Consider the following 20,688-nt stretch of genomic DNA (forward strand, 5'->3'; position numbering starts at 1 on the left):
CCTCCTGGCGTCGGCCGGCTTCCCCACCTGCCGATGCTCGTGACGCTACGACTCGCGGGGGCCCTGTCACGGGACCCCGGGTCGGGCGTGTCGGTGAACTCTGGGTGACCAGCTCCGGGTGAAGCCCCGTCGCACCGTGTGGGAAGTGCCTCGGGTTCGTCTCCGGACATTGGTGCTTCCGCGTGCCACTTCCTCTCCTTCCCAGTAGTGATGCGCATGGTGTCTTGTGCGGACTCGGCAGAATGCCGGTCATGGCTCTGAGGGACTGGACGAGAACCATCGCGGGCGGGAAGCTCGCGAGTGGGATGGCGCGGTTGAACGCTCGCCACCCGTGGAGCCACAACGACCACTTCCACAGCTGGATCCTGGCGAACCTCCCGCACCAGCGTCGCTCGGCGCTTGATGTCGGCTGCGGTCGTGGCGAGCTCGTGGCGGCCCTGTCCCCGTACTTCACGACGGTCTACGGGAACGACGTCGACGAGACGATGCGGCAGCAGGCCACCAGCCGTTGCTCGGGGCTGTCCAACGTGACAATCCATGACGGCAGTTGGACGGATGTGCCGGGTCCGTTCGACCTGGTGACCATGATCGCCGTCCTGCATCACCTCGACGTGGCCGTCGCCCTGCAGGAGGCTCGGCGGCTGCTCGCGCCGGGCGGGCGTTTCCTGGCGGTCGGCCTCGCCCCTCCCAGCGGTCTTGAAGACATCGCCTGGGACCTCGCGTCGATAGTGACAAACCCCGTGATCGGTTACGTCAAGCATCCATGGCCAAACACGAACGGGGTGCAGCCACCGCCAATCCCGACTCAGGACCCGACGATGCCGTTCGCGCAGCTGCAGCAGGTGGTGGCGCAGGTCATGCCGGGAGCATCGATGCGACACCAACTCGGCTTCCGCCACACCATCGCTTGGACCAAGCCCACTTAGCAGACCGATGGTGGGCTCGCGGTCGTCCGCTCCCTGGGCTCGCCACGCAGGCTGGTCTCGGCAGCCGAGTTCGACGACTTCGAACAGGAGTTGATCGACCAGTGGTCACTGGCGCTGGCGACGACCGGGGCGGTCGACTCCACGGTGCTGCGGGAGCGCGGCGCGGTAGTCGAGTTCGCCCGATTCCTGGGGCGTCATCTGTGGACCGCTGGCCCCCACGACGCCGACCGGTGGCTCCGCTACCTGCGCGTTCAGCGGCGTCAGGCGGTCAGCCCTTCGAGGGACGTACGCTCCCGCTCGCCGCGCCCGTCCGCGATCGACTCGCCGCCTGGCTGGACTACCGCGCCCAGCGATGGCCGGAGACCACCAACGACTACCTGTTCGTCAACAAACGCAGCGTCTACCGTGGCTGCCCGGTGGGCACCCGATGGTTCCGACTCGCCATCGGCTCCGGCCTCACCCCGCGCCAGTTGCGGGAGGACCGGATCCTGTCCGAGGCCCACGCCAACGGCGGCGACGTCCGCGCCATCTCCGACCTCTTCGGCCTCAGCATCAGCGCCTCCAGCCGCTACACCTACATCAGGTGCCGAAGCGGCGCTCGCGCTCCGCGTACGCCCGGATCGCGCGCAGGAAGTCGACGCGCCGGAAGTCGGGCCACAGCGCCTCGCAGAAGTAGAACTCGCTGTGGGCGCTCTGCCAGAGCAGGAAGCCCCCCAGGCGCTGCTCCCCGGAGGTGCGGATGACCAGGTCGGGGTCGGGCTGGCCCTTGGTGTAGAGGTGCTCGGCGATGTGCTCTGCGTCGATCGTCTCGGCGAGTTGCTCCAGGGTCGCGCCCCGCGCGTGCTCCGACTGCAGCAACGACCGGACGGCGTCGGCGATCTCGCGGCGCCCTCCGTAGCCGACGGCGACGTTGACCAGCAGCCCCTCGACGTCGCGGGTCGCCTCGTCGGCCACCTTCAGCTTGGCCGCCGTGGGCGCGGGCAGCAGGTCGAGGGCTCCCACCGGGTGCACGCGCCAGCGACCGGTGGCCGCCAGGGACTCGACGGCTCCCTCGATGACGGTCAGCAGGCCCGCGAGCTCGTCGGCCGGACGGTTGAGGTTGTCGGTCGAGAGCAGCCACAGTGTGACGACCTTGACCCCGACCTCCTCGCACCACCCGAGGAACGGCTGGATGTTGTCGGCGCCGGCCCGGTAGCCGCTCGCGGTGTCGGCGCCGACCGCGCGGGCCCAGCGACGGTTGCCGTCGAGCATGACGCCGACGTGCTGCGGGATCCGGTCGGGGGACAGCCCCTTGACGACGCGTGCCTCGTAGGCCGGGTAGAGCAACCGACGCACGGAGGCAGGCAGGAGGGGCATGGAGGGATGCTACCGACCGTTCGGCCGTCCGTCCGGTCACGTCCCCGTCGTGGGGGATGACCTTTCACCTACCTACCCGTAACTTGGAGGGCATGACTGAGTCACTGCGTAGGCGCATGGACCACCTCAGTGACCGCGTCGAGGAGACGCTCTCGGAGGTGAAGCCCCACCTGCGCGGTTGGTTGCACGCCGCCACCGCGCCACTGGCCCTCGCGGCCGGGGTCGTCCTCGTGCTCCTCTCCCCCTCCGGCCCGATCCGCATCGCCTCCACGGTCTTCGCGGTCACGGCGCTGCTGGTCTTCACCGTCTCGGCCGTCTACCACCGCGGCAACTGGTCGCCGACCGTGCGGGCGCGCCTGCAACGGTTCGACCACTCCAACATCTTCCTGCTCATCGCCGGCACGTGCACCCCCTTCGCGATGCTGCTGCTCGAGGGCACCCAGCGGTGGAGCATGCTCGCCATCGTCTGGGGCGGTGCGGTCGCCGGCGTGATCATGAAGGTCTGGTGGACCTCGCACCCCCGATGGCTCTCCGCGCCGATCTACATGGCCCTGGGGTGGGCCCCGGTCTTCTTCTTCCCCGGCTTCCTCGACGGAGCCATGGAGTACGGCCGCGGCATCGGCCTGGCGGTCATCACGCTGGTCGTCGTGGGCGGGGCGCTCTACACGATCGGGGGCGTGGTCTACGGGACCAAGCGACCCAACCCCTCGCCGCGCTGGTTCGGCTTCCACGAGGTGTTCCACTCGTTCACGATCCTGGCCTTCGCCGCCCACTACGTGGGTGTCTCGCTGGCGACCTACTCGCTGCGCTGAGCCGCCCGGGTCGCCCTTGTCGCGTGGGGACCGGCCGCGCGACCGGGGGCTGGGTCCGACCCCTCGGGCCTCACGCTGGCCCGGACATGCAGAAGGGGCGCAACCGGCGCATGGGGGGGACCGCCGGCTGCGCCCCGGTCTCTGGGGCTGGGAGTCACGGAGGGCGACTCACCTTCAGGATTCAACGAACAAAAGTATGACACGCGGGTGGGAGGACCCCACCTCACGACGTCCGTGGAGCGGGTGAAATGCGTCACCGCACTCCAGCCCTCGCGACGTCAGTGCTTCTTGGAGGTGAGCGCCTCGGCCACGCCGACCAGCAGCACGGCGGAAATGATGGCCACTGTGGCGCCCAAGAAGTTGAGCTCCCAGATGTCACCCTTCCCCAGAGCGGAAGCCACCATGCCACCGATGATGGAGCCCACGACACCCAAAGCCAGGGTGGCGAGCAGGCTGAGGTTCTGCTTGCCCGGCTTGATGAGGCGCGCGACGGCGCCGACGAAGAGACCGAAGACGAGGAATCCGATGATGTTCATGGACCCCGTGTTCCCCGGCCTCACAGCACTCACACCTCGTCGGTGGATCCGTTTTCGTCGAGGCGGCCCTGACGGCCCCGCGGCGCCGCGGGGTCGTCGTACACCCCCGCCTCACGGGCGGCGTTGACCTTGCGGAACTGGCGCACGAGGCTCCAGCCCAGCAGCGCGACCGCCACCGCCATGCCGAGCCACAGGAAGAGGGCGATGTAGCCGGCCTTCACCTCGCTGTCCTCGGGCACGGGACGCGGGGCGTCCTCGATCGCCACGAGGAGCGAGGAGAGGACATCGGGGGTGAGGAGCTCGAGCATGGCACCCATGGTGTCAGACCTCCGGCTCGAGGCCGGCGAAGAGGTCGTCCTCCGGTAGCTCGGTCGGCACGTGGCTCACCACGAGCTCGAAGTCCTCGGTGGGCCACACGTCTTCCTGGATCTCCCGGGGGATGGCGAACCAGAAGCCGTCGGGGTCGATCTGGGTGGCGTGGGCGAGCAGGGCCTGGTCGCGCACACCGAACCAGTCCGAGCACGGCACCTTCGTGGTGACCCGGGCGTCCCACTCGGGGTCCCGCTTCCAGGCGTCGAGGCGCTCGGCATAGGGCGACTCGAGACCGTGCTCCTCCATCGCCTCGTGCAGCGCCTTGATCTTGTGCCAGTTGAAGGCGTGGTGGTAGTAGAGCTTGGCGGCCTGCCAGGGCTCCCCCGCCTCCGGGTACTGCTCGGGGTCGGCAGCCGCGTGGAAGGCGTGGACCGCGACCTTGTGGCACATGATGTGGTCGGGGTGCGGGTAGCCGCCGTTCTCGTCGTAGGTCGTGACGACGTGCGGACGGAACGACCGGATCAACGCCACGAGCGGCTTCGCCGCCTCGGCGACGTCCATCAACCCGAAGCACCCGTCGGGCAGCGGCGGCTTGGGGTCGCCCTCCGGCCAGCCGGAGTCGACGAAGCCGAGCCAGTCCTGGCGCACGCCGAGGATGTCGCGGGCGCGCTCCATCTCCTGACGGCGGATCTCGGTGATGTTCTCCCAGATCTCGGGGCGGTCCATCTTGGCGTTGAGCACCGATCCGCGCTCGCCACCGGTGCAGGTCACGACGTGCACGTCGACTCCCTGGGCGACGTACATCGCCGTGGAGGCCGCACCCTTGCTCGACTCGTCGTCGGGGTGGGCGTGCACGTGCATCAGGCGGAAGCCGGAGAGAGGTCCTTCAGGCATGCGGCGAGTCTAGGGCCGGGGGCCGACGACGCGGTGCCTGCCGCCGTGTGAGGTTGGCCCGGATGGCAGTCTTGGGCCCGTGACCACGAAGGACGAGCTCGCGCAGCGCTACGGCGCACCCTCCTCCCGGCGCCGTGTGGTGGCGTACGCCGTGAGCGCGCTGCTCGCCGTCGTCTTCCTGGGGTGGCTGGGCTGGGCCGCCTTCTTCCACAGCACGCCCACCGCCGAGAGCCGGGTGGTCGGCTTCGACTCCGACCCCGAGCCGCACAGCATCGAGGCGACGGTCCACGTGGAGCTCGACGGGGTCGACGAGGCCGAGTGCCTGGTGCGCGCCCTCTCCGTCGACAAGGCCGTGGTCGGCGAGCTGTCCTTCACCGGGCGGCAGGGCCAGCAGGTGGTGACCGTGCGCACCGAGCGCAGCGCCACCAGCGTCGACATGGTCGGCTGCCGGGCCGAGGGTCAGCAGCGCTGGCGCTGAGGCTCCCTGCCGGCCGTCCCGGGGCGGGGTGCGCGTCGATGTGCGTCTCGCCACGGTGTTGCTACAGTGGTCGGAACATCTGACACCCGCAGGGCTCTCAGGGAACACGGTCGTGACGATCACGACGAGGCCCCGCGGGTTTTGCTTTTGTCCAACAGGAGTGAATCCATGACCCAGCAGAGCGCAGGCACCATCTGGCTGACCCAGGAGGCCTACGACAAGCTCCAGGCTGAGCTCGACGACCTCAAGGGCCCCAAGCGCCAGGAGATCATCGACCGCATCTCGGCCGCTCGCGACGAGGGCGACCTCAAGGAGAACAGCGGCTACCACGCGGCGCGTGACGAGCAGGGCAAGCAGGAGGCCCGCATCCGTCAGCTCGAGGACATGCTGCGTCGCGCCGAGGTGGGCGAGACCCCGCCCGACGACGGTGTCGTCGAGCCCGGCATGAAGGTGACCGTCAAGTTCGTCGACTTCGGCGACGAGGAGACCTTCCTCCTGGGCGCCCGCGAGATCGAGGAGGAGGGCCTCACGGTCTACTCCCCCCAGTCCGCGATGGGCGAGGCCATCTCCGGCCACAAGGTCGGCGAGAAGGTCTCCTACACCGCCCCCAACGGCAAGGAGATCTCCATCGAGATCCTCGAGGCGAAGCCCTTCACCGGCTGACACACGTACGTCTCTGCGAGCGGCGCCCGGGTCTCCCGGGCGCCGTTCTGCGTCCTGCGTCCCCTCCCCCGCAACTGGCGGATTGATGACGCGACACGCCGGGGCCGGCGTCATCATCTCGCCAGTTGCGGGGCCGGGCGGGACGGTCAGTGCTTGATCCGGTAGCCCCGCTCCTCCAGCCGCTGACGCACCAGCGCGGCGTCCTGGGCGCTGCGCGTCTCCAGCTGCAGCCCCACCTCCACCTCGTCGATGGCGAGGCTGGGAGAGGTGCGCTCGTGGGCGACCTCCAGCACGTTGGCGTCCATCTCGCTCACCTCGGCCAGCAGCGCAGCCAGCCCGCCGGGGCGGTCGGGGATGCAGACCCGGAGGTAGAGGTAGCGCCCCGCCGCGGCGAGTCCGTGACGGATCACCCTGCCGAGCAGCAACGGGTCGATGTTGCCCCCTGAGAGCACGGCGACGGCCGGCGTCTCGCAGCGCCCCGGGTCGTCGAGCAGGGCAGCCACCGCAGCGGCGCCCGCCGGCTCGACCACCATCTTGGCGCGCTCCACCAGCGACAGCAGCGCCCGCGAGAGCGACTCCTCCCCCACGGTCCAGATGTCGTCGACGAGGTCACGCACCATCGCGAAGGTGACGTCTCCGGGCAGTCCCACCGCGATGCCGTCGGCCATGGTGGCCATCCGCTCCAGGCCGATCGGACGCCCCTGCGCCAAGGAGTCGGGGAAGGCCGCAGCGCCGGCCGCCTGCACACCCACGACGCGGACGTCGGGGCGTACGGACTTCACGGCCAGCGCGATGCCCGCGAGCAGTCCGCCACCGCCGGTGGGCACGATCACCGTGCGCACGTCGGGGTCCTGCTCGAGGATCTCCAGCCCGCAGGTGGCCTGCCCGGCGACGACGTCGGCGTGGTCGAAGGGGTGGATCAGCACCGCCCCGGTCTCGTCGGCGTACGCCTGCGCCTGCGCGAGCGCGTCCTCGAGGACGTGGCCGTGGAAGACGACCTCGGCGCCGTAGCCCCGGGTGGCCGCCTCCTTCGGCAGGGGCGCCCCCTCGGGCATGTAGACGCGCGCCCGGATGTCGAGCAGCTGCGCGGCGAGCGCCACACCCTGGGCGTGGTTGCCGGCGGAGGCCGCCACCACCCCGCGCGCCCGCTCCTCGTCGCTGAGGCGGGCCATCCGCACGTAGGCGCCCCGCGCCTTGAACGACCCCGTGCGTTGGAGGTTCTCGCACTTCAACCGCACCGGACCACCCACCGCCCCCGAGAGCCACCGCGACTCCTCCATGGGCGTACGCACCGCGACGCCGCGCAGCATCTCGGCGGCGGCGCGCACGTCGTCGAGGTGGGGCAGGGCGGCGGTCATCGGGCCTCCTCGTCGGTCTCCGGCGTGGTCGTCGGATCGGTGCGTTCCTGCGGTTCGTCGGGCTCCATCAGGTCCTCCTCCGCATCAGTCAGGGCGATCTCCTCCGGATCCGATCGGTCCGTGAGGTGGAGGACGACGGCGTTGACGGCCGCCACCAGTGGCACCGCGATCAGCGCACCCCCGACGCCCGCCACCAGCAACCCGCAGGCGATCGCGACGATCACGCCGAGGGGGTGCACCGCCACGAAGCGCCCCATGAGGAAGGGCTGCAGCAGGTTGCCCTCGATCTGCTGCACCACAATCACGCCGAGCAGCATGAAGAGCGCGGTCAACGGCCCCTGGTCGACCAGCGCCACCAGCACGGCGACACCGCCGGCCACCGTGGCGCCGACCATCGGCACGAAGGCGCCGAGGAAGACGAGGACGCCGATCGCGAGCACGAAGGGCACGTCCAGCCACCACGCCACGAGCATGATGCCCAGGGCGTCGACGGCGGCGACCACCACCGTGGCCCGCACGAACTGGGTCAGGGAGACCCACGCCACGCGGCCCGAGGAGTCGACGTGCCGGCGGGCCGCCCGGGGGGTCAGTCGCACCGTCCACGACCAGATCCGCTCCCCGTCGGCGAGGAAGAAGTACATCGCGAAGAGCACGATGAAGAAGCCGGCCGTGATGTGCCCGATCGCGGAGCCGATGCCCGCCGCCTGGTCGACCGCACCGTTCCTCGACCACTCGGTGATGGCGTCCTGCACCTGCTCGATGTAGTCATTGATCTGGCTCTCGCTGGCGTTGAGCGGTCCGTCGCGCAACCAGACCCGGATCTTCCCCAGCCCCTTCACCACCTGGTCGGCGAGGTCGGTGGCACCGTTGGCCACCTGCTGGCCGGCGAAGGTCAGCAGGGCCGCCACGGCCGAGACGGTCGCGGTCACCGTGAGTACGGCCGCCAGGCTGCGCGGCACGCCCACCCGCCGGGCGGCCCGCACGGCCGGCGAGAGCAGCGCCGCGAGCAGCAGGGCGATGGCGAGCGGGAAGGCGACCACGGCGAACTTCCCGAGCAGCCACAGCACCACGTAGCCGGCGGCCGCGATCACCAGGAAGCGCCACGACCACGCGGCAGCCAGGTCGAGGCCCCACGGCACCTGCGCGCGGGAGAAGTTGGAGGTGCCCGAGGTGACCGGTGGCACCGGGGTCTCCGCACGACGCTCGGCCCGGCGCTCGGCCCGCAGCAGCGCCCACTGCTGGGCGAACTGCTGGGTCAGCCGGTCGGCAAGTCGGTCGCCGGCCCGGTCCTCCGCCGACGACGGTGTGGTCTGCTCGCCCGTCGCGCGGCGCCCCTGGTCCCTGCTCACCCGGTCAGGCTACCCACCGGCAGCCCTCGGGAAGCACCGCTGAGCGGGCGCGTCAGCCGAGCGCGCGCCCCAGGTCGGCGAGGAGGTCCTCGACGGTCTCGATGCCGACACTGAGACGGATCAGGTCGGCGGGCACCTCGAGCTCGGTGCCGGCGACGCTGGCGTGCGTCATCCGGCCCGGGTGCTCGATGAGCGACTCGACGCCACCGAGCGACTCGCCCAGCGTCCACACCTCGGTGGCGGCGCAGACGTCGAGCGCGGCCTGCTCACCGGCGGCGACCCGGAAGGAGATGATCCCGCCGAAGCGCTTCATCTGACGCTTCGCGACCTCGTGGCCGGGGTGCGACTCCAGGCCCGGGTAGATGACCTCCGCGACGGCCGGGTGCCCCGAGAGGAACTCCACGATCTTCTCGGCGTTGTCGCAGTGGCGCTCCATGCGCACGGCGAGGGTCTTGAGCCCGCGGTGGGTGAGGAACGAGTCGAAGGGACCGGCGACGGCACCCATCGAGTTCTGGTGGAAGGCGATCTTCTCGGCGAGCGCCTCGTCCTTGACGACGACCGCGCCGCCGACGACGTCGGAGTGGCCACCGACGTACTTGGTGGTCGAGTGCACGACGACGTCGGCGCCCAGCGCCAGCGGCTGCTGCAGGTAGGGCGAGGCGAAGGTGTTGTCGACGACGAGCAGCGCGCCGGCCTCGTGGGCGATGGCGGCCAGCGCCTCGATGTCGGCGATGTTGAGCAGCGGGTTGGTGGGCGTCTCCACCCACACCAGCTTGGTGCGGCCCGGCTCGATGGCCGCACGGACCGCCTCGGGGTCGGAGAGCACGGCCGGCGTGTGGTCCAGGCCCCAGACCTTCTCGACCTTGTCGAAGAGGCGGTAGGTGCCGCCGTAGGCGTCGTTGGGCACGACGGCGTGGTCACCGGGGCGGCAGAGCGCGCGCACGATGGTGTCCTCGGCGGCGAGGCCGGAGGCGAACGCGAAGCCGTGCGTACCCCCCTCGATCGCGGCGAGCGCACCCTCGAGCGCCGTACGCGTGGGGTTGGCGGAGCGGCTGTACTCGTAGCCGCCGCGCATCCCGCCGACGCCGTCCTGCTTGTAGGTGCTGGTGGCGTAGATCGGCGGGATCACCGCCCCGGTCATCTCGTCCGGCTCGTAGCCGGCGTGGATGGCCCTGGTCTCGAATCCGGCGTGGTCCCACTGCTGCTCAGTCACACGGGCGAGCCTACGCGGGAAGTCCGACGACCATCAAAGCGTTACGTTGGGCAGACAGGTCCACCGTCCCCCACCCCGTGGAGTCCCCGTGCTGTTCGGCCGCCTCAAGACCTCCCTGCCCGCACCGGAGCAGACCCTGCCGGGTCGCCCCTCGCGCCCGTGGACGCTGGGCCGCCACCACGTGCTCGACGCGCCCGTCGTGACCGACGAGGTGCCCGACGGCCTGGAGGTCGCGATCTTCGGCCTCGGCTGCTTCTGGGGTGCCGAGGAGTTCTACTGGCAGGTGCCCGGCGTCTGGTCGACCTCGGTGGGCTACGCCGGCGGCACCACGCCGCACCCGACCTACGAGGAGGTCTGCTCGGGCCTGACCGGCCACACCGAGGCGGTGCGAGTGGTCTTCGACCCCACGCAGGTCACCTACGCCGAGCTGGTGAAGCGGTTCTTCGAGATCCACGACCCGACGCAGGGCATGCGCCAGGGCAACGACGTCGGCACGCAGTACCGCTCGGCGCTCTACACCACCACGCCGGAGCAAGCCGAGGTCGCCCGCGAGCTGACCCGCGTCTACGGCGAGGAGCTCACCCGACGCGGCTTCGACGAGATCACCACCGAGATCGCACCGGCCGCTGAGTACTACTACGCCGAGGACCCGCACCAGCAGTACCTCGCGAAGAACCCGAACGGCTACCGCTGCCACGCGAAGACGGGCGTCGACTTCCCCGCCTGACCCCGCTGGGGATCATGTGACGGGTTGCGGTGGGTCCGCGTCACCAGGTGACCCACATCCACCGCAACCTCCGTCATCCACAGGGGTCGAGCGGGAGACCCCACCTTCCCGCCACGATCGGGCCATGGCCCACCCCGCCCTCGTGCCGCTCCTGTCCCTGCAGTCAGGCGTCGTCAGCCGTCGCCAGGCGATGCAGGTGGGCCTGATGCCTCATGACCTGCGCCGGCTGGAGCGACGGCGCGAGCTCGCCCGGGTCCACCCCGGTGTCTACGTCGACCACACCGGGCCCCTCACGTGGGAGCAACGTGCCTGGGCCGGTGTCCTGCACGCGGCCCCGGCCGCGCTCTGCGACGTCTCCGCCCTTCGCGTGGGCGGCGGTCCGTTCCGGCCGGGCGACGACACCCTCATCCACGTGGCAGTGGACCGGCACCGGCGGATCGCCACGCCACCCGGTGTCCGGATCCACCGCGTCGCGCACCTCGAGGCGATCACGTCGTGGCACCGGTCGCCGCCGCGACTGCGCCTGGAGCACGCGGTGCTGGAGGTGGCTGCGCGATGCAGCAGCGACCACGACCTGGTCGCGACCCTGGCCGACGCGGTCCAGTCGCGGCGTACGACGGCCGCGCGGTTGAGCGCGACCCTCGACGGGCTCCCGGCCCTCCCCCGCCGCCGGTTCATCCGGGCCGTTCTGGGCGACGTCGCGGCTGGTGCGTGCTCGACGCTGGAGCGCGGCTACCTCACCCGGGTCGAGCGCGCCCACGGGCTCCCGCAAGCGGGACGACAGGTGCGCGCCTCCGCCCGGGGGCCGATCTACCGAGACGTCCTGTACGCCCACCAGGCGCTGGTCGTCGAACTCGACGGTCGCCTCTTCCACGACACGGCCCTAGCCCGGCACCACGACCTCGAACGTGACCTGGACGCGCGGGTGGCGGGGCTGACGACCGTCCGACTGGGCTGGGGCCAGGTATTCGGTACGCCCTGTCGCACGGCCGCCCGGATCGCCATGCTGCTGCGGGCCGGCGGCTGGGACGGCACCGCCGTCTGCCCCGACTGTCGGTGAACACAGCGTCGGGTTGCGGTGGACCCGCGCCACCAGGTGACTCGCACACACCGCAACCCAGATGGGCTACTTGACGGGCAGGACGGCCTCCACGCCGGTGCGGTCGGCATCGAGCCCGACCTCGACAGTCACCAGGTCCGCCTGCTCGGTCACGCCGGGGTGGAGGTAGCTCATGAAGGCGCCGGCCCGCGTGACGCCGTAGTCGATGCGCACCGCGCCGGGGCCGACGCCGGTCACGGTCCACCGGCCGTCACGGTCTGTCCGCGTCGAGTGGGCGCAGGAATCCCCCGGCGCCAGGGCGGAGACCTGCACCCGGGCGTACGGCCGTCCGTCGGGGCGGGTGACCCGGCCGGAGACCGAGCCCACCGCGTCGGTGGTGAAGTCGCGCACCCGTGCCTGACCTGCCGCGGCCCGCACGCGCAGGTGGGGCCGCACCCCGATCCCGCAGCTCTCCAGGTCGATCGCCCACACCGCTGTCGGGAGGGCGATCCGGTAGCCGCCGGAGTTGTCGGTCGTGACGGTCTCGGTGACCGTGGGCACGGCCGGGAAGCGCGGGTCAGCCACCGTCCAGCCCGTCATCAGCCGGAATTCGTGACCAGCGACGGCGGTGCCCGCGGACGTCGTGACCCGCCCGGTCAGCACGAAGGGCATCGGCACGTCGACGTCCACGTCCGTCACGGACTCGCCGGCCTCGAGACGCACCACTCGCGCGTCACGGGGAGCCGTCGCGGCGGGGGCGAGCACCCGGCCGCTGCCGGACGCGGCGACGGAGACGCGGTAGTCCCCGGCGGGCAGGCCGGCGAACTCATAGTCACGCCGCTGCCCCCGGGCACGCACCTGCACCCACCCGGAGAGCCGCTCCGGCGTGCGGGCGACCCGCTGCTCCAGCTGCACGTCGTACGTCTGCCCCTCCGGCACGCGTACGGTGCCGGCGACGCTCGCCGGGGCGGCACGCTCGAGGTCCAGTCGCGTCGTCGCCTTCTCCTTCACCACCACGTCCTCACCGGCCAGGACGTGGGCTCCGGACGGGTACCACACCACGGTGGCACCGCCGCCCGTGCCTACCCGGTAGGTGCCCACGGGAAGTTCGTCGAAGCGGTAGCGGCCCTCGGCGTCGGTGTTCACGGTGTGCACCTGCCCCGCGGGGGCGTAGCCGTGTCGCATCTCGACCGGCACGAACGGCGCGCTGGCGGCCGAGACCCGGACACCCGCGACCGGACGACCCGACTCGTCGCTCACCTGGCCCTGCAGCACCCCGACGGGCTCCTCCACGACCTCAGGCTCCGGGGTCAGGGTCACCGTCGAAGGATCGGGTGCGACGTGGTCGGACGACGACCGCGGTTCCCGATCGCCCGGCCCGGCCAGCACGAACCCGAGGACCAGCAGGCCGACGAGGCCCAGACCCACGAGGAGCTGGGCGTACTCCCGCAGCACCTTGGTCAGCATGACGTCTCCTCGCTGGCGGTGGCCCGATCTGCGGTCAGTGTGACGCACCGCACGGGTGCCTCGCCTCCCTTTCCGGATGATGGGTGGGCGCCGGGCGCACCTGCACAGGACCTTCACCAGACCGCGCCAGCTCCTCCACCCGTTCGCGGCGCCGCCGCTGAAGACTGATCGCATGACGGAGCCCATGCCGCGCTACCCCATCACCGAGGACACCTCAGGACTGCAGAGACCCGGGTCGTCCCTGCGCTCCGGCACCGAGGTCTCCACCCTCGCCGTCCTGCTCGTCCTGGTCAGCTGGCTCGCGGTCCTCGGCACGTGGAACTTCGGACCCGTCAACCAGCTCCCACCCGAGCAGGACATCGAGCCGGGAGAGGCGTTCGGTCTGGGGTTCTTCCTCCTGCTGCCCTTCTACGCGGCGAGCCTCGTGGCGCTGCCCGCCCTCCTCGTCGCCCTGGTCGGGTGGCTCCCTCGGCTGATCACCGGTGGCGTCTCCCCGGTCCTGGTCCTCTTCGGGCTCTGGATCAACAGCGAGGAGAACGCCTCCCTCCATCGTGTCTTCCCGACGCTGGAGACCGTCGCCGCCCTGGCTGTCTGGGCCGGCGGCATCGCGCTGGTGCTCGTCGTCGTGGAGGCGATCCACCTCGCGACGCCCGCCGGTCGGAGGAGCTGGGATGCCGCAGGACGCGCACCGCGGCCGAGGCTCTGACCTGCGCGGTCAACCCACCCAGTCGCCGCGGCCGCCCCACCCACCGAAGTCGCCGTGGCGACCGCCCTGCCGGCCGGTGGAGCGGGAGCCGAGGTAGGAGCCGACCACGGCGGCACCGAGGTCGTCGAGCTCCGGGGAGACCATCCGGCCGTCGACCCGTCGCGCCATCGACTCGATGAACCGCGCCAGGCCCGGGTCCTCCCCGAGCCGGAAGAAGGTCGTACGCGCGCCGAGACGCCGTACGTTGTCGAGCTCGCGGACCGTCTTGGCGAGCGTCACCGGGTGGGGCGGGTAGGAGAACCAGACCTGGCCGTCGGGTTCGAGGTGGGCGGTCGGCTCGCCGTCGGTGACCACCAGCAGCACAGGCTGGGCGCCGGGGTGCCGTCGGAAGTGACGCAGCGCGAGCAGCAGGCCGTGGTGCAGGTTCGTGCCCTTGTCCCACTTGGCGTCGAGCGCGGTCAGCTCCTCGATCTCCATGGTGCGGGCCTGCCGCCCGAAGCCGACGAGCTGCAGGTGGTCGTTGCGGAAGCGCGTCCGGATCAGCTGGTGCAGCGCCAGCGCCGTGCGCTTCATCGGCACCCACCGGCCGTCCATCGCCATCGAGAAGCTCGTGTCCACCAGCAGCGCCACAGCCGCCTGGGTGCGCGCCTCGGTCTCGGCGATCTCGATGTCGTCGACGCCGATCCGCACCCCGCCGGCGGGCGACCCACCCTCGGCCACCGTGCGGCGGATCGCGTTGGTCAACGTGCGGTTCACGTCCCACGGCTCGGTGTCGCCGAACTCCCAGGCCCGGGACGCGCCGGTGAGGTCGCCCGCGGCGCCGCTGCGGCGTACGTCGCGCTGCCCCTGACGACCCGAGAGCTGGGTGGCCACGTCACGCAGCAGCGAACGGCCCAGCTCGCGCATCGCCCGGGGAGTGAGGCGCAGGTCTCCGGTGGAGCCGCGCTCGAGGTAGCCGGAGTCGCGCAACGCCTTCTCCAGGTCAGAGAGCGCCTTCGCGTCGACCGCCGCCTCCGGACCGAGCTGGCGGGCCAGGGCGTCGAGGTCGACGTCGTCGAGCCGGGCGCCCGCGTAGGACTGCGCCAGCTGCTCGGCCAGCTCGTCGAGGTCGGCGAGGTCCTGGAGCGCACCCGTGCCGTCGCCGAGGCCCAGCCCCTCCTCGCCGGTGAAGCGATGCGACCCGTGCCAGTCCTCCCCGGGACGCAGCGCCTGCAGCTGGGCGTCCATCCGGGCCAGCTGCTCGGCCAGCTCGGGTGAGCCGAAGGCCTGCGCCGAGAGCTGCATCAGCTCCTCGCGCTGCTCGGGCGACATCGAGTTGAGCATGCGCTGCGCCGCCGCGCTCCGGGCGGCCAACGCGTCGAGCAGCTCGTCGACGTCGCGGGGCTGCTCGGGGAAGAAGTCACCGTGACGCGCCATGAAGTCGGCGAACTGCTCGCCGGTGTCCTCGCCGCGACCGTGAGCCTCGAGCAGGTCGTTGAGGTCGCTGAGCATCTCGTTGACCCGGGCGCGGTCCTCGTCGGTCGCCCCCTCCAGCGCCTGCTTCATGCCCGCGAGCCGCTGGTCGAGCACCTCCCGGCCGAGCAAATCCTTGATCTGCTCATAGCTGGCGCGCGCCTGGTCGCTCGCCCACTCGTACGCCGCCAGCTCGCTGACCGCGGCCGCCGGCGAGGCCGGCAGGGCGTCGAGGCGCAGCTCACGGAAGGCGCGGTCGGTGTCGTCCATCTCCACGTCGCGGGCCAGCTGCTGGCGCTCGGCCAGCACCGCCTCGTCGAGCAGCCGTCGGACCTCCTCCAACGTGCCGTCGAGGCGGTGGCGCTGCACCAGTTCTCGCCTCCTGCGGGCCACCGCCGCAGCCAGGTCGTCGAGACCGCGCTGCCCGTCGGGGCCCCGACGCAGGTAGTCGCTCATGGCGCGTTCGGGAGACCAGCCGGCCATCACGTCCTCGCCGATCGCGGCCAGCGCCTCACCCAGGTCGACGGGGGGCGCGAGCGGATCGCCCCCGGTGTAGCGCTGGTACCTGCTCATCGGTCGAGGCGCGTCCACACGGCGGGCGGGAACGGCGGGTCGTCGACCACCTCGGCCACGACGAAGCCGTGGCGCTCGCAGAAGGCGGCCGCGTTGTCGTCGCCCTCCGGGTAGCGCGTCCACAGCGGCTTGTCGAGCAGGTCCACCACCTCGGTCAGCAGGCGGCTGCCGAGCCGCTGGCCCTGGAAGTCGGGGTGCACGTGGAGCGTGGTCATCACGAAGCGGTCGCGGTCGTCGATGGAGACCGAGACCATGCCGATGATGCGCTGGTTGACCTCGGCCACGACGTAGAAGCCCTGCTCGACCGCCTCGGGGATGTCCTCGACCTCCCAGCGGGTCAGCTCGCGGGCGGCGTAGTCGGGGTGGATGCGGTCGTAGGTGCTGGGCAGCACGACCTCGACCAGCGCCCGGATCGCCTTGGCGTCCTCAGGGACTGCCTCACGCAGCTCGACGTGCATCGGTCTTCCTCCCGTGTGTCGGTGCCGGTGGCTGCGCGAGCGTGCGCATCCGCCGGTCCTCAGCCGTACACCGTCTCATCGCCCGCCACCTCCTTGCCGATCCGACGCGCCAGGAAGAGCCCCTCCAGGGCGAGCTCGACGGCCCCGGCGACCTCGCCGGGCGACCTGGCTCCCACCCGGGCCGCGATGTCGTCGTAGACCTCCGACTCCCCCAGCACGGGGAGGCCCTCGAGGAACTCGCGGGCCGGCACCTGGCCTCCGGTGGCGACGGTCGCGCCGTCCTCGATCGCCTCCACGAGCAGCCCGAGGTCGACGCCGGCGAGGTGGTGGCGCACGGTCGCGGCCACCGCGGTGCGCAGCAGGTGGGTGAGCACCTCGGTCTCGCGACCCTCCTCACCGGTCTCGAACTCGACCTTGCCGCGCAGCACGCCGACGGCCGCCTCGAGGTCGACCAGGCGGGCGACGGCCTCGTCCTCACCCTGACGGGTGGCGCGGTGCAGCGCCGCCGCAGCGACGGTCTCGGCGCCCGCGATCGTGAACCGGGCGCTCACCCCCGAGCGTTGGTCGACGGCCGTGGACTCGCGCAGGGCACGCGTGAAGCGCGCCAGCACCTCCAGCAGCACCTCGGGCACCTCGGCCACCAGGTGGGCCTCCTGGCGGATCACGGCGAGCTCGTCGACGAGCGAGGTCGGGTAGTGGGTGCGGATCTCGGCCCCGAAGCGGTCCTTCAACGGGCTGATGATGCGGCCACGGTTGGTGTAGTCCTCCGGGTTGGCGCTGGCGACCACGAGCACGTCCAGCGGGAGGCGCAGCAGGTAGCCACGGATCTGGACGTCGCGCTCCTCCATGACGTTGAGCATCGCGACCTGGATCCGCTCGGCCAGGTCGGGCAGCTCGTTGATGGCCACGATCCCCCGGTGGCTGCGGGGCACGAGGCCGAAGGCGATGGTCTCCGGGTCGCCCAGGTGGCGCCCCTCGGCGACCTTCATCGGGTCGACGTCACCGATGAGGTCGGCGACCGACGTGTCGGGGGTGGCGAGCTTCTCCGCGTAGCGCTCGCTGCGGTGCACCCAGGCGACGGGCAGGTCGTCGCCCAGCTCCTCGGCGGCGGCGATCCACCGCGGCGTGATCGGGTCGAAGGGGTGCTCGCCCAGCTCGGAGCCGGCGATCACCGGGCTCCACTCGTCGAGCAGGTCGACCAGGCTGCGCAGCAGGCGCGTCTTGCCCTGGCCGCGCTCGCCGAGCAGCACGATGTCGTGGCCCGCGAGGACGGCGCGCTCGACCTGCGGGATGACCGTGTCGGCGAAGCCGTGGAGCCCGGGCCAGGGGTCGACCCCGTCACGCAGCTTGGCCAGCAGGTTGGCCCGCAGCTCCTCGCGCAGGGTGGTGTGCCGGTGTCCGGAGGCACGCAGCTCGCCGACGGTGGAGAAGGTCGGGGCGTTGGTGGAAATGCTCGTCACAGGGCCAACCTAGCCCGGCGCACCCACGGCGGTCAGGGGCCGACCCTGGGGCGCGGACGCGTAGGGTCACCGGTGTGCTGCAACGTGACTGTCCCTGCGGCGGGTCACCGGACCGCCCTGCGTACGACACCTGCTGCGGTCGCTTCCACCGCGGCGCCGAGCGTCCGGCCACGGCCGTGGAGCTGATGCGGTCGCGCTACTCGGCCTTCGCCGTGGGCGACGGCGACTGGCTCTTCACGACCTGGCACCCGCGCACCCGGCCCGACGAGGTGCGCCCCGACCCTGCGACGTCGTGGACGGGGCTGGAGATCCTCGGCCTCGACGACGGTGGCGTCGACGACGAGACGGGCGAGGTCGAGTTCGTCGCCCTTTGGCGCGACCCGGACGGCCAGGAGGGACGACTCCACGAACGGAGCCGCTTCGCCCGTCGGGCGGGGCGGTGGTTCTACGTCGACGGCGACGTCGACTGACCACCGCCCGCCACCACTACGGCAGGTGCGGCATCGCCGCGATGAGCAGTCCCTTGTCGGGTCCGTGGCGCCCGAGCACGTCCTGGTCGATGCCGATCGCCCACGTCTCGGTCTTCTGCGCGCCCGTCTCCTCGTCGACGAAGGTGATGCGCATCCGACCCTTGCTGAGGATCTTGTAGGTGCCGACCTTGTCGGGACCCGAGACCGACACGAAGGTCTGGTTGGGCGGCATCCCGGAGGAATGGATCGCCTCGTAGGTCCAGGTGAAGGAGCCGTCCTTCTTCAGGGTGAGGTGGCGCCACCACGTCGAGCACTGGAAGCTCCCCTCGCAGCCCGAGTAGTCGTAGTAGGAGAGGTGGACGCCCGCACGCAGGTTGGCCTTCGGCTTCACCAGAGGCGTGTGCAGCACCTTCTCCTTGCCCAAGGTGCGGAGACCTTCGGAGTCGACCTTCGCGCGCACCTTGCCGATCCGGACGAGCTTCTTCTTCGGCTTGTAGGTGTAGCGGCGACACTCCTTGACCTTTGCGGAGCACTTCGTGGGGTAGCCGTTCTTCGTCACCCCGACGTGCACCCACTTCTTGTTCACGAAGGTGTACTGCTGGATGTTCCACCCCGTCAGCGGTTCCTTCGGGCTGGCCCAGAACGACCGCCCGACGAGGGACTTCAGCCGGGTCGGGAGCGGTCGGAAGCCCACCTTCGTGCGGCTCGTCGCCGACCACCCGCCCGACGCCTTCGCGGTGAGGTTGAGGGTGCGAATCTTTCTGCCCTTGAGCTTGACCTTGAGGTTGATCGAACGGGACTTGCCGGGGGCGATGGAGCCGAGCGACACCGTCTTGCGTCGCAGCTTGATCTTCGCCCCCTTCGCAGAGAGCGTGACCCGGGAAGCGGTCGCGTCCCCCTCGTTGCGCACGCTGACGTAGACCGGGTTCCACTTGCCGGGGTAGGCGGCGTTGAGGTCTCCGGCGTAGAAGTCGAAGACCGGCGCCTCCTCGTAGGTCGGCTCGAACTCCTCGGCGTACCCCCGCTCGATCTCCGCGCCGAGGCCGGCACCGTCGACGAGGAAGGAGCTGGCGTAGACGCACGAGAAGTCCTTCTCACCGGCACGCCCACCACTCCACGTGACGGTCATCGTGTCGCCGGCGAGGCCACGCGTCGCCGTGCCGGCGCTGCTCTCGTCCATCGACACGGCCGCCGCGTCGGCGCTGCTCGTGGAGCCAGCGACCGCCGCGAGCTGCACCGAGGCGACGCAGTTCTCCTCCTCGTCCCAGGAGCCGAACCAGAGGAAGAGCGCGGAGTTCGCCGCCGCGGAGGGAGCGTCGTAGTAGCGGGCGGTCACCGTCACCTTCTGCGCGGGCACGTCCTGGACCACCTCCAGGTCGGCGACCTCCTGCGCGTCGCTCGGCGGTCCGTCGTTCCAGCCACTCATCCACAGCGTGGCCTCGCGCCGCAGCAGGGCGGGCTCCCGCGACGCGGGTCGCGCGCCGGTGGCCAGAGCCGTGGACGAGGAGGGAAGACGACCGACCTCGGCGCCGGTCAGGAGACCCGGGCCGACCTCCCCTGCGCGGGCGGAGGACGGCGGGCGGACCGCGACGGCGGACGGAGCCGTGAGGCGTGTGCCGACGTCGTCGAGGGTCGGCCCGGAGCCCCGGGCCGCACCTGCGCTGGTGACCGAGACCGCACTGACCAGCCCCGCCGTGAGGGTGAGGGCCGCCGCGACGGCCCCGATCCTGCGGCGCGCCCCGTCGCGCGTGTGACCTGCCCGAGACGTCTTCATGATTCCCCCGTTCGTCGACGACCCACAGGGCACGTGACCTTAGTACGCTGCACGACGACACGCCAGACCCTCTACCCTCGCTGCATGGCCAAGGAGTCGACCCGCGCGGACAGTCGCCGCAACCGCAGTCTGATCCTCAAGGCGGCGGCCGCGGTGCTCCGAGAAAACCCCCAGGCGAGCATCGCCGACGTCGCGGAGAAGGCCGGCGTCACCCGCGCCACCGTCTACCGCCACTACGCCGATCGCGACGCCCTGCTGCGTGAGATGACTCGCGACGCCGCCATGCACCTGGTGCCCGCCATGCTGGACGAGATGCGCCCGATGCCGTGGGCGGCCGCCATGCGCCACCTCGCCACCTCGTCGTTGCACCTGGGCCGTACCTACCGGCCGGTGATCATGAGCGTCGCCCCCCACCTGGAGGAGGCGGCCCGGCTCGCGGTGGAGAACGAGCCGATCCAGGCCGAGATCGCCGCGCGCCGGGCGGCCGGCGAAATCGACCCTGCGGTGCCCGACGACTGGTTGGCGCTCTGCGTGCGCTCACTCTGCCTGGCCGCGATCGGCCGACTCGCCGACCCGACCGTCGACCACGACGCGGTCGTCGACCAGCTCGCGACGACCCTGGCCGGACTGGTCACCCCGCGCGCGGGGGATTGACCGGCCCCGCT

23 protein-coding genes are annotated in these 20,688 nt (G+C 71.4%); 9 read left to right on the forward strand and 14 right to left on the reverse strand.

Going from position 1 to position 20,688, the window contains the following annotated elements; translation table 11 throughout:
- Positions 1 to 251 precede the first annotated feature (251 nt).
- Positions 252 to 926 carry a class I SAM-dependent methyltransferase gene (locus tag IEQ44_RS04615; RefSeq protein ID WP_227486893.1) on the forward strand — a complete coding sequence of 225 codons (675 nt, stop codon included), beginning with the start codon at positions 252 to 254 and terminating at the stop codon, positions 924 to 926.
- Here the strand turns inward: IEQ44_RS04615 and IEQ44_RS16780 are convergent.
- From IEQ44_RS16780 to IEQ44_RS04625, 3 genes are all read right to left on the reverse strand, one after another.
- Complete coding sequence (locus tag IEQ44_RS16780; protein ID WP_227486894.1) at positions 923 to 1,069, reverse strand: hypothetical protein; 147 nt, start codon at positions 1,067 to 1,069, stop codon at positions 923 to 925. The genes IEQ44_RS04615 and IEQ44_RS16780 overlap by 4 nt on opposite strands.
- 257 nt (positions 1,070 to 1,326) lie before the next feature.
- Positions 1,327 to 1,479, reverse strand: a complete 153-nt coding sequence (locus tag IEQ44_RS04620; protein WP_193637241.1) for a hypothetical protein — start codon at positions 1,477 to 1,479, stop codon at positions 1,327 to 1,329.
- 26 nt (positions 1,480 to 1,505) lie between these two features.
- Entirely contained in the window at positions 1,506 to 2,282 is a 777-nt protein-coding gene (locus IEQ44_RS04625) for an isoprenyl transferase (RefSeq protein ID WP_193637242.1), read from the reverse strand.
- 92 nt (positions 2,283 to 2,374) lie between these two features.
- Between IEQ44_RS04625 and trhA the strand changes: the two genes are divergently transcribed.
- A complete protein-coding gene (trhA, locus tag IEQ44_RS04630) occupies positions 2,375 to 3,094 on the forward strand; it encodes a PAQR family membrane homeostasis protein TrhA (RefSeq protein ID WP_193637243.1) in 720 nt (239 codons plus the stop codon).
- Positions 3,095 to 3,372: 278 nt separating this feature from the next.
- On the opposite strand, the gene IEQ44_RS04635 is transcribed toward trhA, so the two are convergent.
- Genes IEQ44_RS04635 through mca form a run of 3 tightly spaced genes read right to left on the reverse strand, consistent with a single transcriptional unit; the run spans position 3,373 to position 4,836 of the window.
- On the reverse strand, positions 3,373 to 3,630 hold the full coding sequence (locus IEQ44_RS04635; RefSeq protein WP_227486895.1) for a GlsB/YeaQ/YmgE family stress response membrane protein: 258 nt from the start codon (positions 3,628 to 3,630) through the stop codon (positions 3,373 to 3,375).
- 29 nt (positions 3,631 to 3,659) lie between these two features.
- The gene (locus IEQ44_RS04640; RefSeq protein WP_227486896.1) at positions 3,660 to 3,938 is read right to left on the reverse strand and encodes a hypothetical protein; all 279 of its coding nucleotides are present in this window, start codon (positions 3,936 to 3,938) and stop codon (positions 3,660 to 3,662) included.
- Positions 3,939 to 3,951: 13 nt separating this feature from the next.
- Positions 3,952 to 4,836 carry a mycothiol conjugate amidase Mca gene (gene mca, locus IEQ44_RS04645; protein WP_193637245.1) on the reverse strand — a complete coding sequence of 295 codons (885 nt, stop codon included), beginning with the start codon at positions 4,834 to 4,836 and terminating at the stop codon, positions 3,952 to 3,954.
- Between the two features lie 79 nt (positions 4,837 to 4,915).
- Between mca and IEQ44_RS04650 the strand changes: the two genes are divergently transcribed.
- Complete coding sequence (locus IEQ44_RS04650) at positions 4,916 to 5,314, forward strand: DUF4307 domain-containing protein (protein WP_193637246.1); 399 nt, start codon at positions 4,916 to 4,918, stop codon at positions 5,312 to 5,314.
- Between the two features lie 168 nt (positions 5,315 to 5,482).
- Positions 5,483 to 5,977: a transcription elongation factor GreA gene (gene greA, locus IEQ44_RS04655; protein ID WP_193637247.1), complete on the forward strand. Its 495-nt coding sequence runs from the start codon at positions 5,483 to 5,485 to the stop codon at positions 5,975 to 5,977.
- 146 nt (positions 5,978 to 6,123) lie between these two features.
- Here the strand turns inward: greA and ilvA are convergent, their stop codons facing one another.
- From ilvA to IEQ44_RS04670, 3 genes are read right to left on the reverse strand one after another with little or no spacing between them, the layout of a single operon-like run.
- Positions 6,124 to 7,335, reverse strand: coding sequence for a threonine ammonia-lyase (ilvA, locus tag IEQ44_RS04660; protein ID WP_193637248.1), 1,212 nt, complete (start codon positions 7,333 to 7,335; stop codon positions 6,124 to 6,126).
- Positions 7,332 to 8,684: an AI-2E family transporter gene (locus tag IEQ44_RS04665; RefSeq protein ID WP_193637249.1), complete on the reverse strand. Its 1,353-nt coding sequence runs from the start codon at positions 8,682 to 8,684 to the stop codon at positions 7,332 to 7,334. The genes ilvA and IEQ44_RS04665 overlap by 4 nt, the downstream gene beginning before the upstream one ends.
- 52 nt (positions 8,685 to 8,736) lie before the next feature.
- Entirely contained in the window at positions 8,737 to 9,897 is a 1,161-nt protein-coding gene (locus IEQ44_RS04670) for a cystathionine gamma-synthase (RefSeq protein ID WP_193637250.1), read from the reverse strand.
- A gap of 88 nt (positions 9,898 to 9,985) precedes the next feature.
- Between IEQ44_RS04670 and msrA the strand changes: the two genes are divergently transcribed.
- Positions 9,986 to 10,624 (forward strand): peptide-methionine (S)-S-oxide reductase MsrA, encoded by a 639-nt coding sequence (gene msrA, locus IEQ44_RS04675; protein ID WP_319804498.1) that lies wholly within the window; start codon positions 9,986 to 9,988, stop codon positions 10,622 to 10,624.
- A 124-nt stretch (positions 10,625 to 10,748) separates the two neighbouring features.
- Complete coding sequence (locus IEQ44_RS04680; protein WP_193637252.1) at positions 10,749 to 11,684, forward strand: type IV toxin-antitoxin system AbiEi family antitoxin domain-containing protein; 936 nt, start codon at positions 10,749 to 10,751, stop codon at positions 11,682 to 11,684.
- 66 nt (positions 11,685 to 11,750) lie between these two features.
- On the opposite strand, the gene IEQ44_RS04685 is transcribed toward IEQ44_RS04680, so the two are convergent.
- The gene (locus tag IEQ44_RS04685; protein ID WP_193637253.1) at positions 11,751 to 13,130 is read right to left on the reverse strand and encodes a carboxypeptidase-like regulatory domain-containing protein; all 1,380 of its coding nucleotides are present in this window, start codon (positions 13,128 to 13,130) and stop codon (positions 11,751 to 11,753) included.
- Positions 13,131 to 13,185: 55 nt separating this feature from the next.
- On the opposite strand from IEQ44_RS04685, the gene IEQ44_RS04690 reads away from it, so the two are divergent.
- Positions 13,186 to 13,836: a hypothetical protein gene (locus IEQ44_RS04690; RefSeq protein ID WP_193637254.1), complete on the forward strand. Its 651-nt coding sequence runs from the start codon at positions 13,186 to 13,188 to the stop codon at positions 13,834 to 13,836.
- A gap of 9 nt (positions 13,837 to 13,845) precedes the next feature.
- Here IEQ44_RS04690 and IEQ44_RS04695 read toward each other — a convergent pair whose 3' ends face one another.
- From IEQ44_RS04695 to IEQ44_RS04705, 3 genes are read right to left on the reverse strand one after another with little or no spacing between them, the layout of a single operon-like run.
- Positions 13,846 to 15,861 carry a vWA domain-containing protein gene (locus IEQ44_RS04695; protein ID WP_193637255.1) on the reverse strand — a complete coding sequence of 672 codons (2,016 nt, stop codon included), beginning with the start codon at positions 15,859 to 15,861 and terminating at the stop codon, positions 13,846 to 13,848.
- Positions 15,858 to 16,319, reverse strand: coding sequence for a GNAT family N-acetyltransferase (locus tag IEQ44_RS04700; protein ID WP_193637256.1), 462 nt, complete (start codon positions 16,317 to 16,319; stop codon positions 15,858 to 15,860). The genes IEQ44_RS04695 and IEQ44_RS04700 overlap by 4 nt, the downstream gene beginning before the upstream one ends.
- Positions 16,320 to 16,378: 59 nt before the next feature.
- Positions 16,379 to 17,779 (reverse strand): MoxR family ATPase, encoded by a 1,401-nt coding sequence (locus tag IEQ44_RS04705; RefSeq protein ID WP_319804499.1) that lies wholly within the window; start codon positions 17,777 to 17,779, stop codon positions 16,379 to 16,381.
- 74 nt (positions 17,780 to 17,853) lie between these two features.
- On the opposite strand from IEQ44_RS04705, the gene IEQ44_RS04710 reads away from it, so the two are divergent.
- Positions 17,854 to 18,249 (forward strand): YchJ family protein, encoded by a 396-nt coding sequence (locus IEQ44_RS04710; protein WP_319804500.1) that lies wholly within the window; start codon positions 17,854 to 17,856, stop codon positions 18,247 to 18,249.
- A gap of 16 nt (positions 18,250 to 18,265) precedes the next feature.
- On the opposite strand, the gene IEQ44_RS04715 is transcribed toward IEQ44_RS04710, so the two are convergent.
- A complete protein-coding gene (locus tag IEQ44_RS04715; RefSeq protein WP_193637257.1) occupies positions 18,266 to 20,023 on the reverse strand; it encodes a hypothetical protein in 1,758 nt (585 codons plus the stop codon).
- Positions 20,024 to 20,107: 84 nt separating this feature from the next.
- Between IEQ44_RS04715 and IEQ44_RS04720 the strand changes: the two genes are divergently transcribed.
- Complete coding sequence (locus tag IEQ44_RS04720) at positions 20,108 to 20,677, forward strand: TetR/AcrR family transcriptional regulator (protein WP_193637258.1); 570 nt, start codon at positions 20,108 to 20,110, stop codon at positions 20,675 to 20,677.
- Positions 20,678 to 20,688 lie beyond the last annotated feature (11 nt).

Origin of the sequence: Nocardioides malaquae (genome assembly GCF_015070385.1) — a bacterium.
Classification (GTDB): Bacteria; Actinomycetota; Actinomycetes; order Propionibacteriales; family Nocardioidaceae; genus Nocardioides; species Nocardioides malaquae.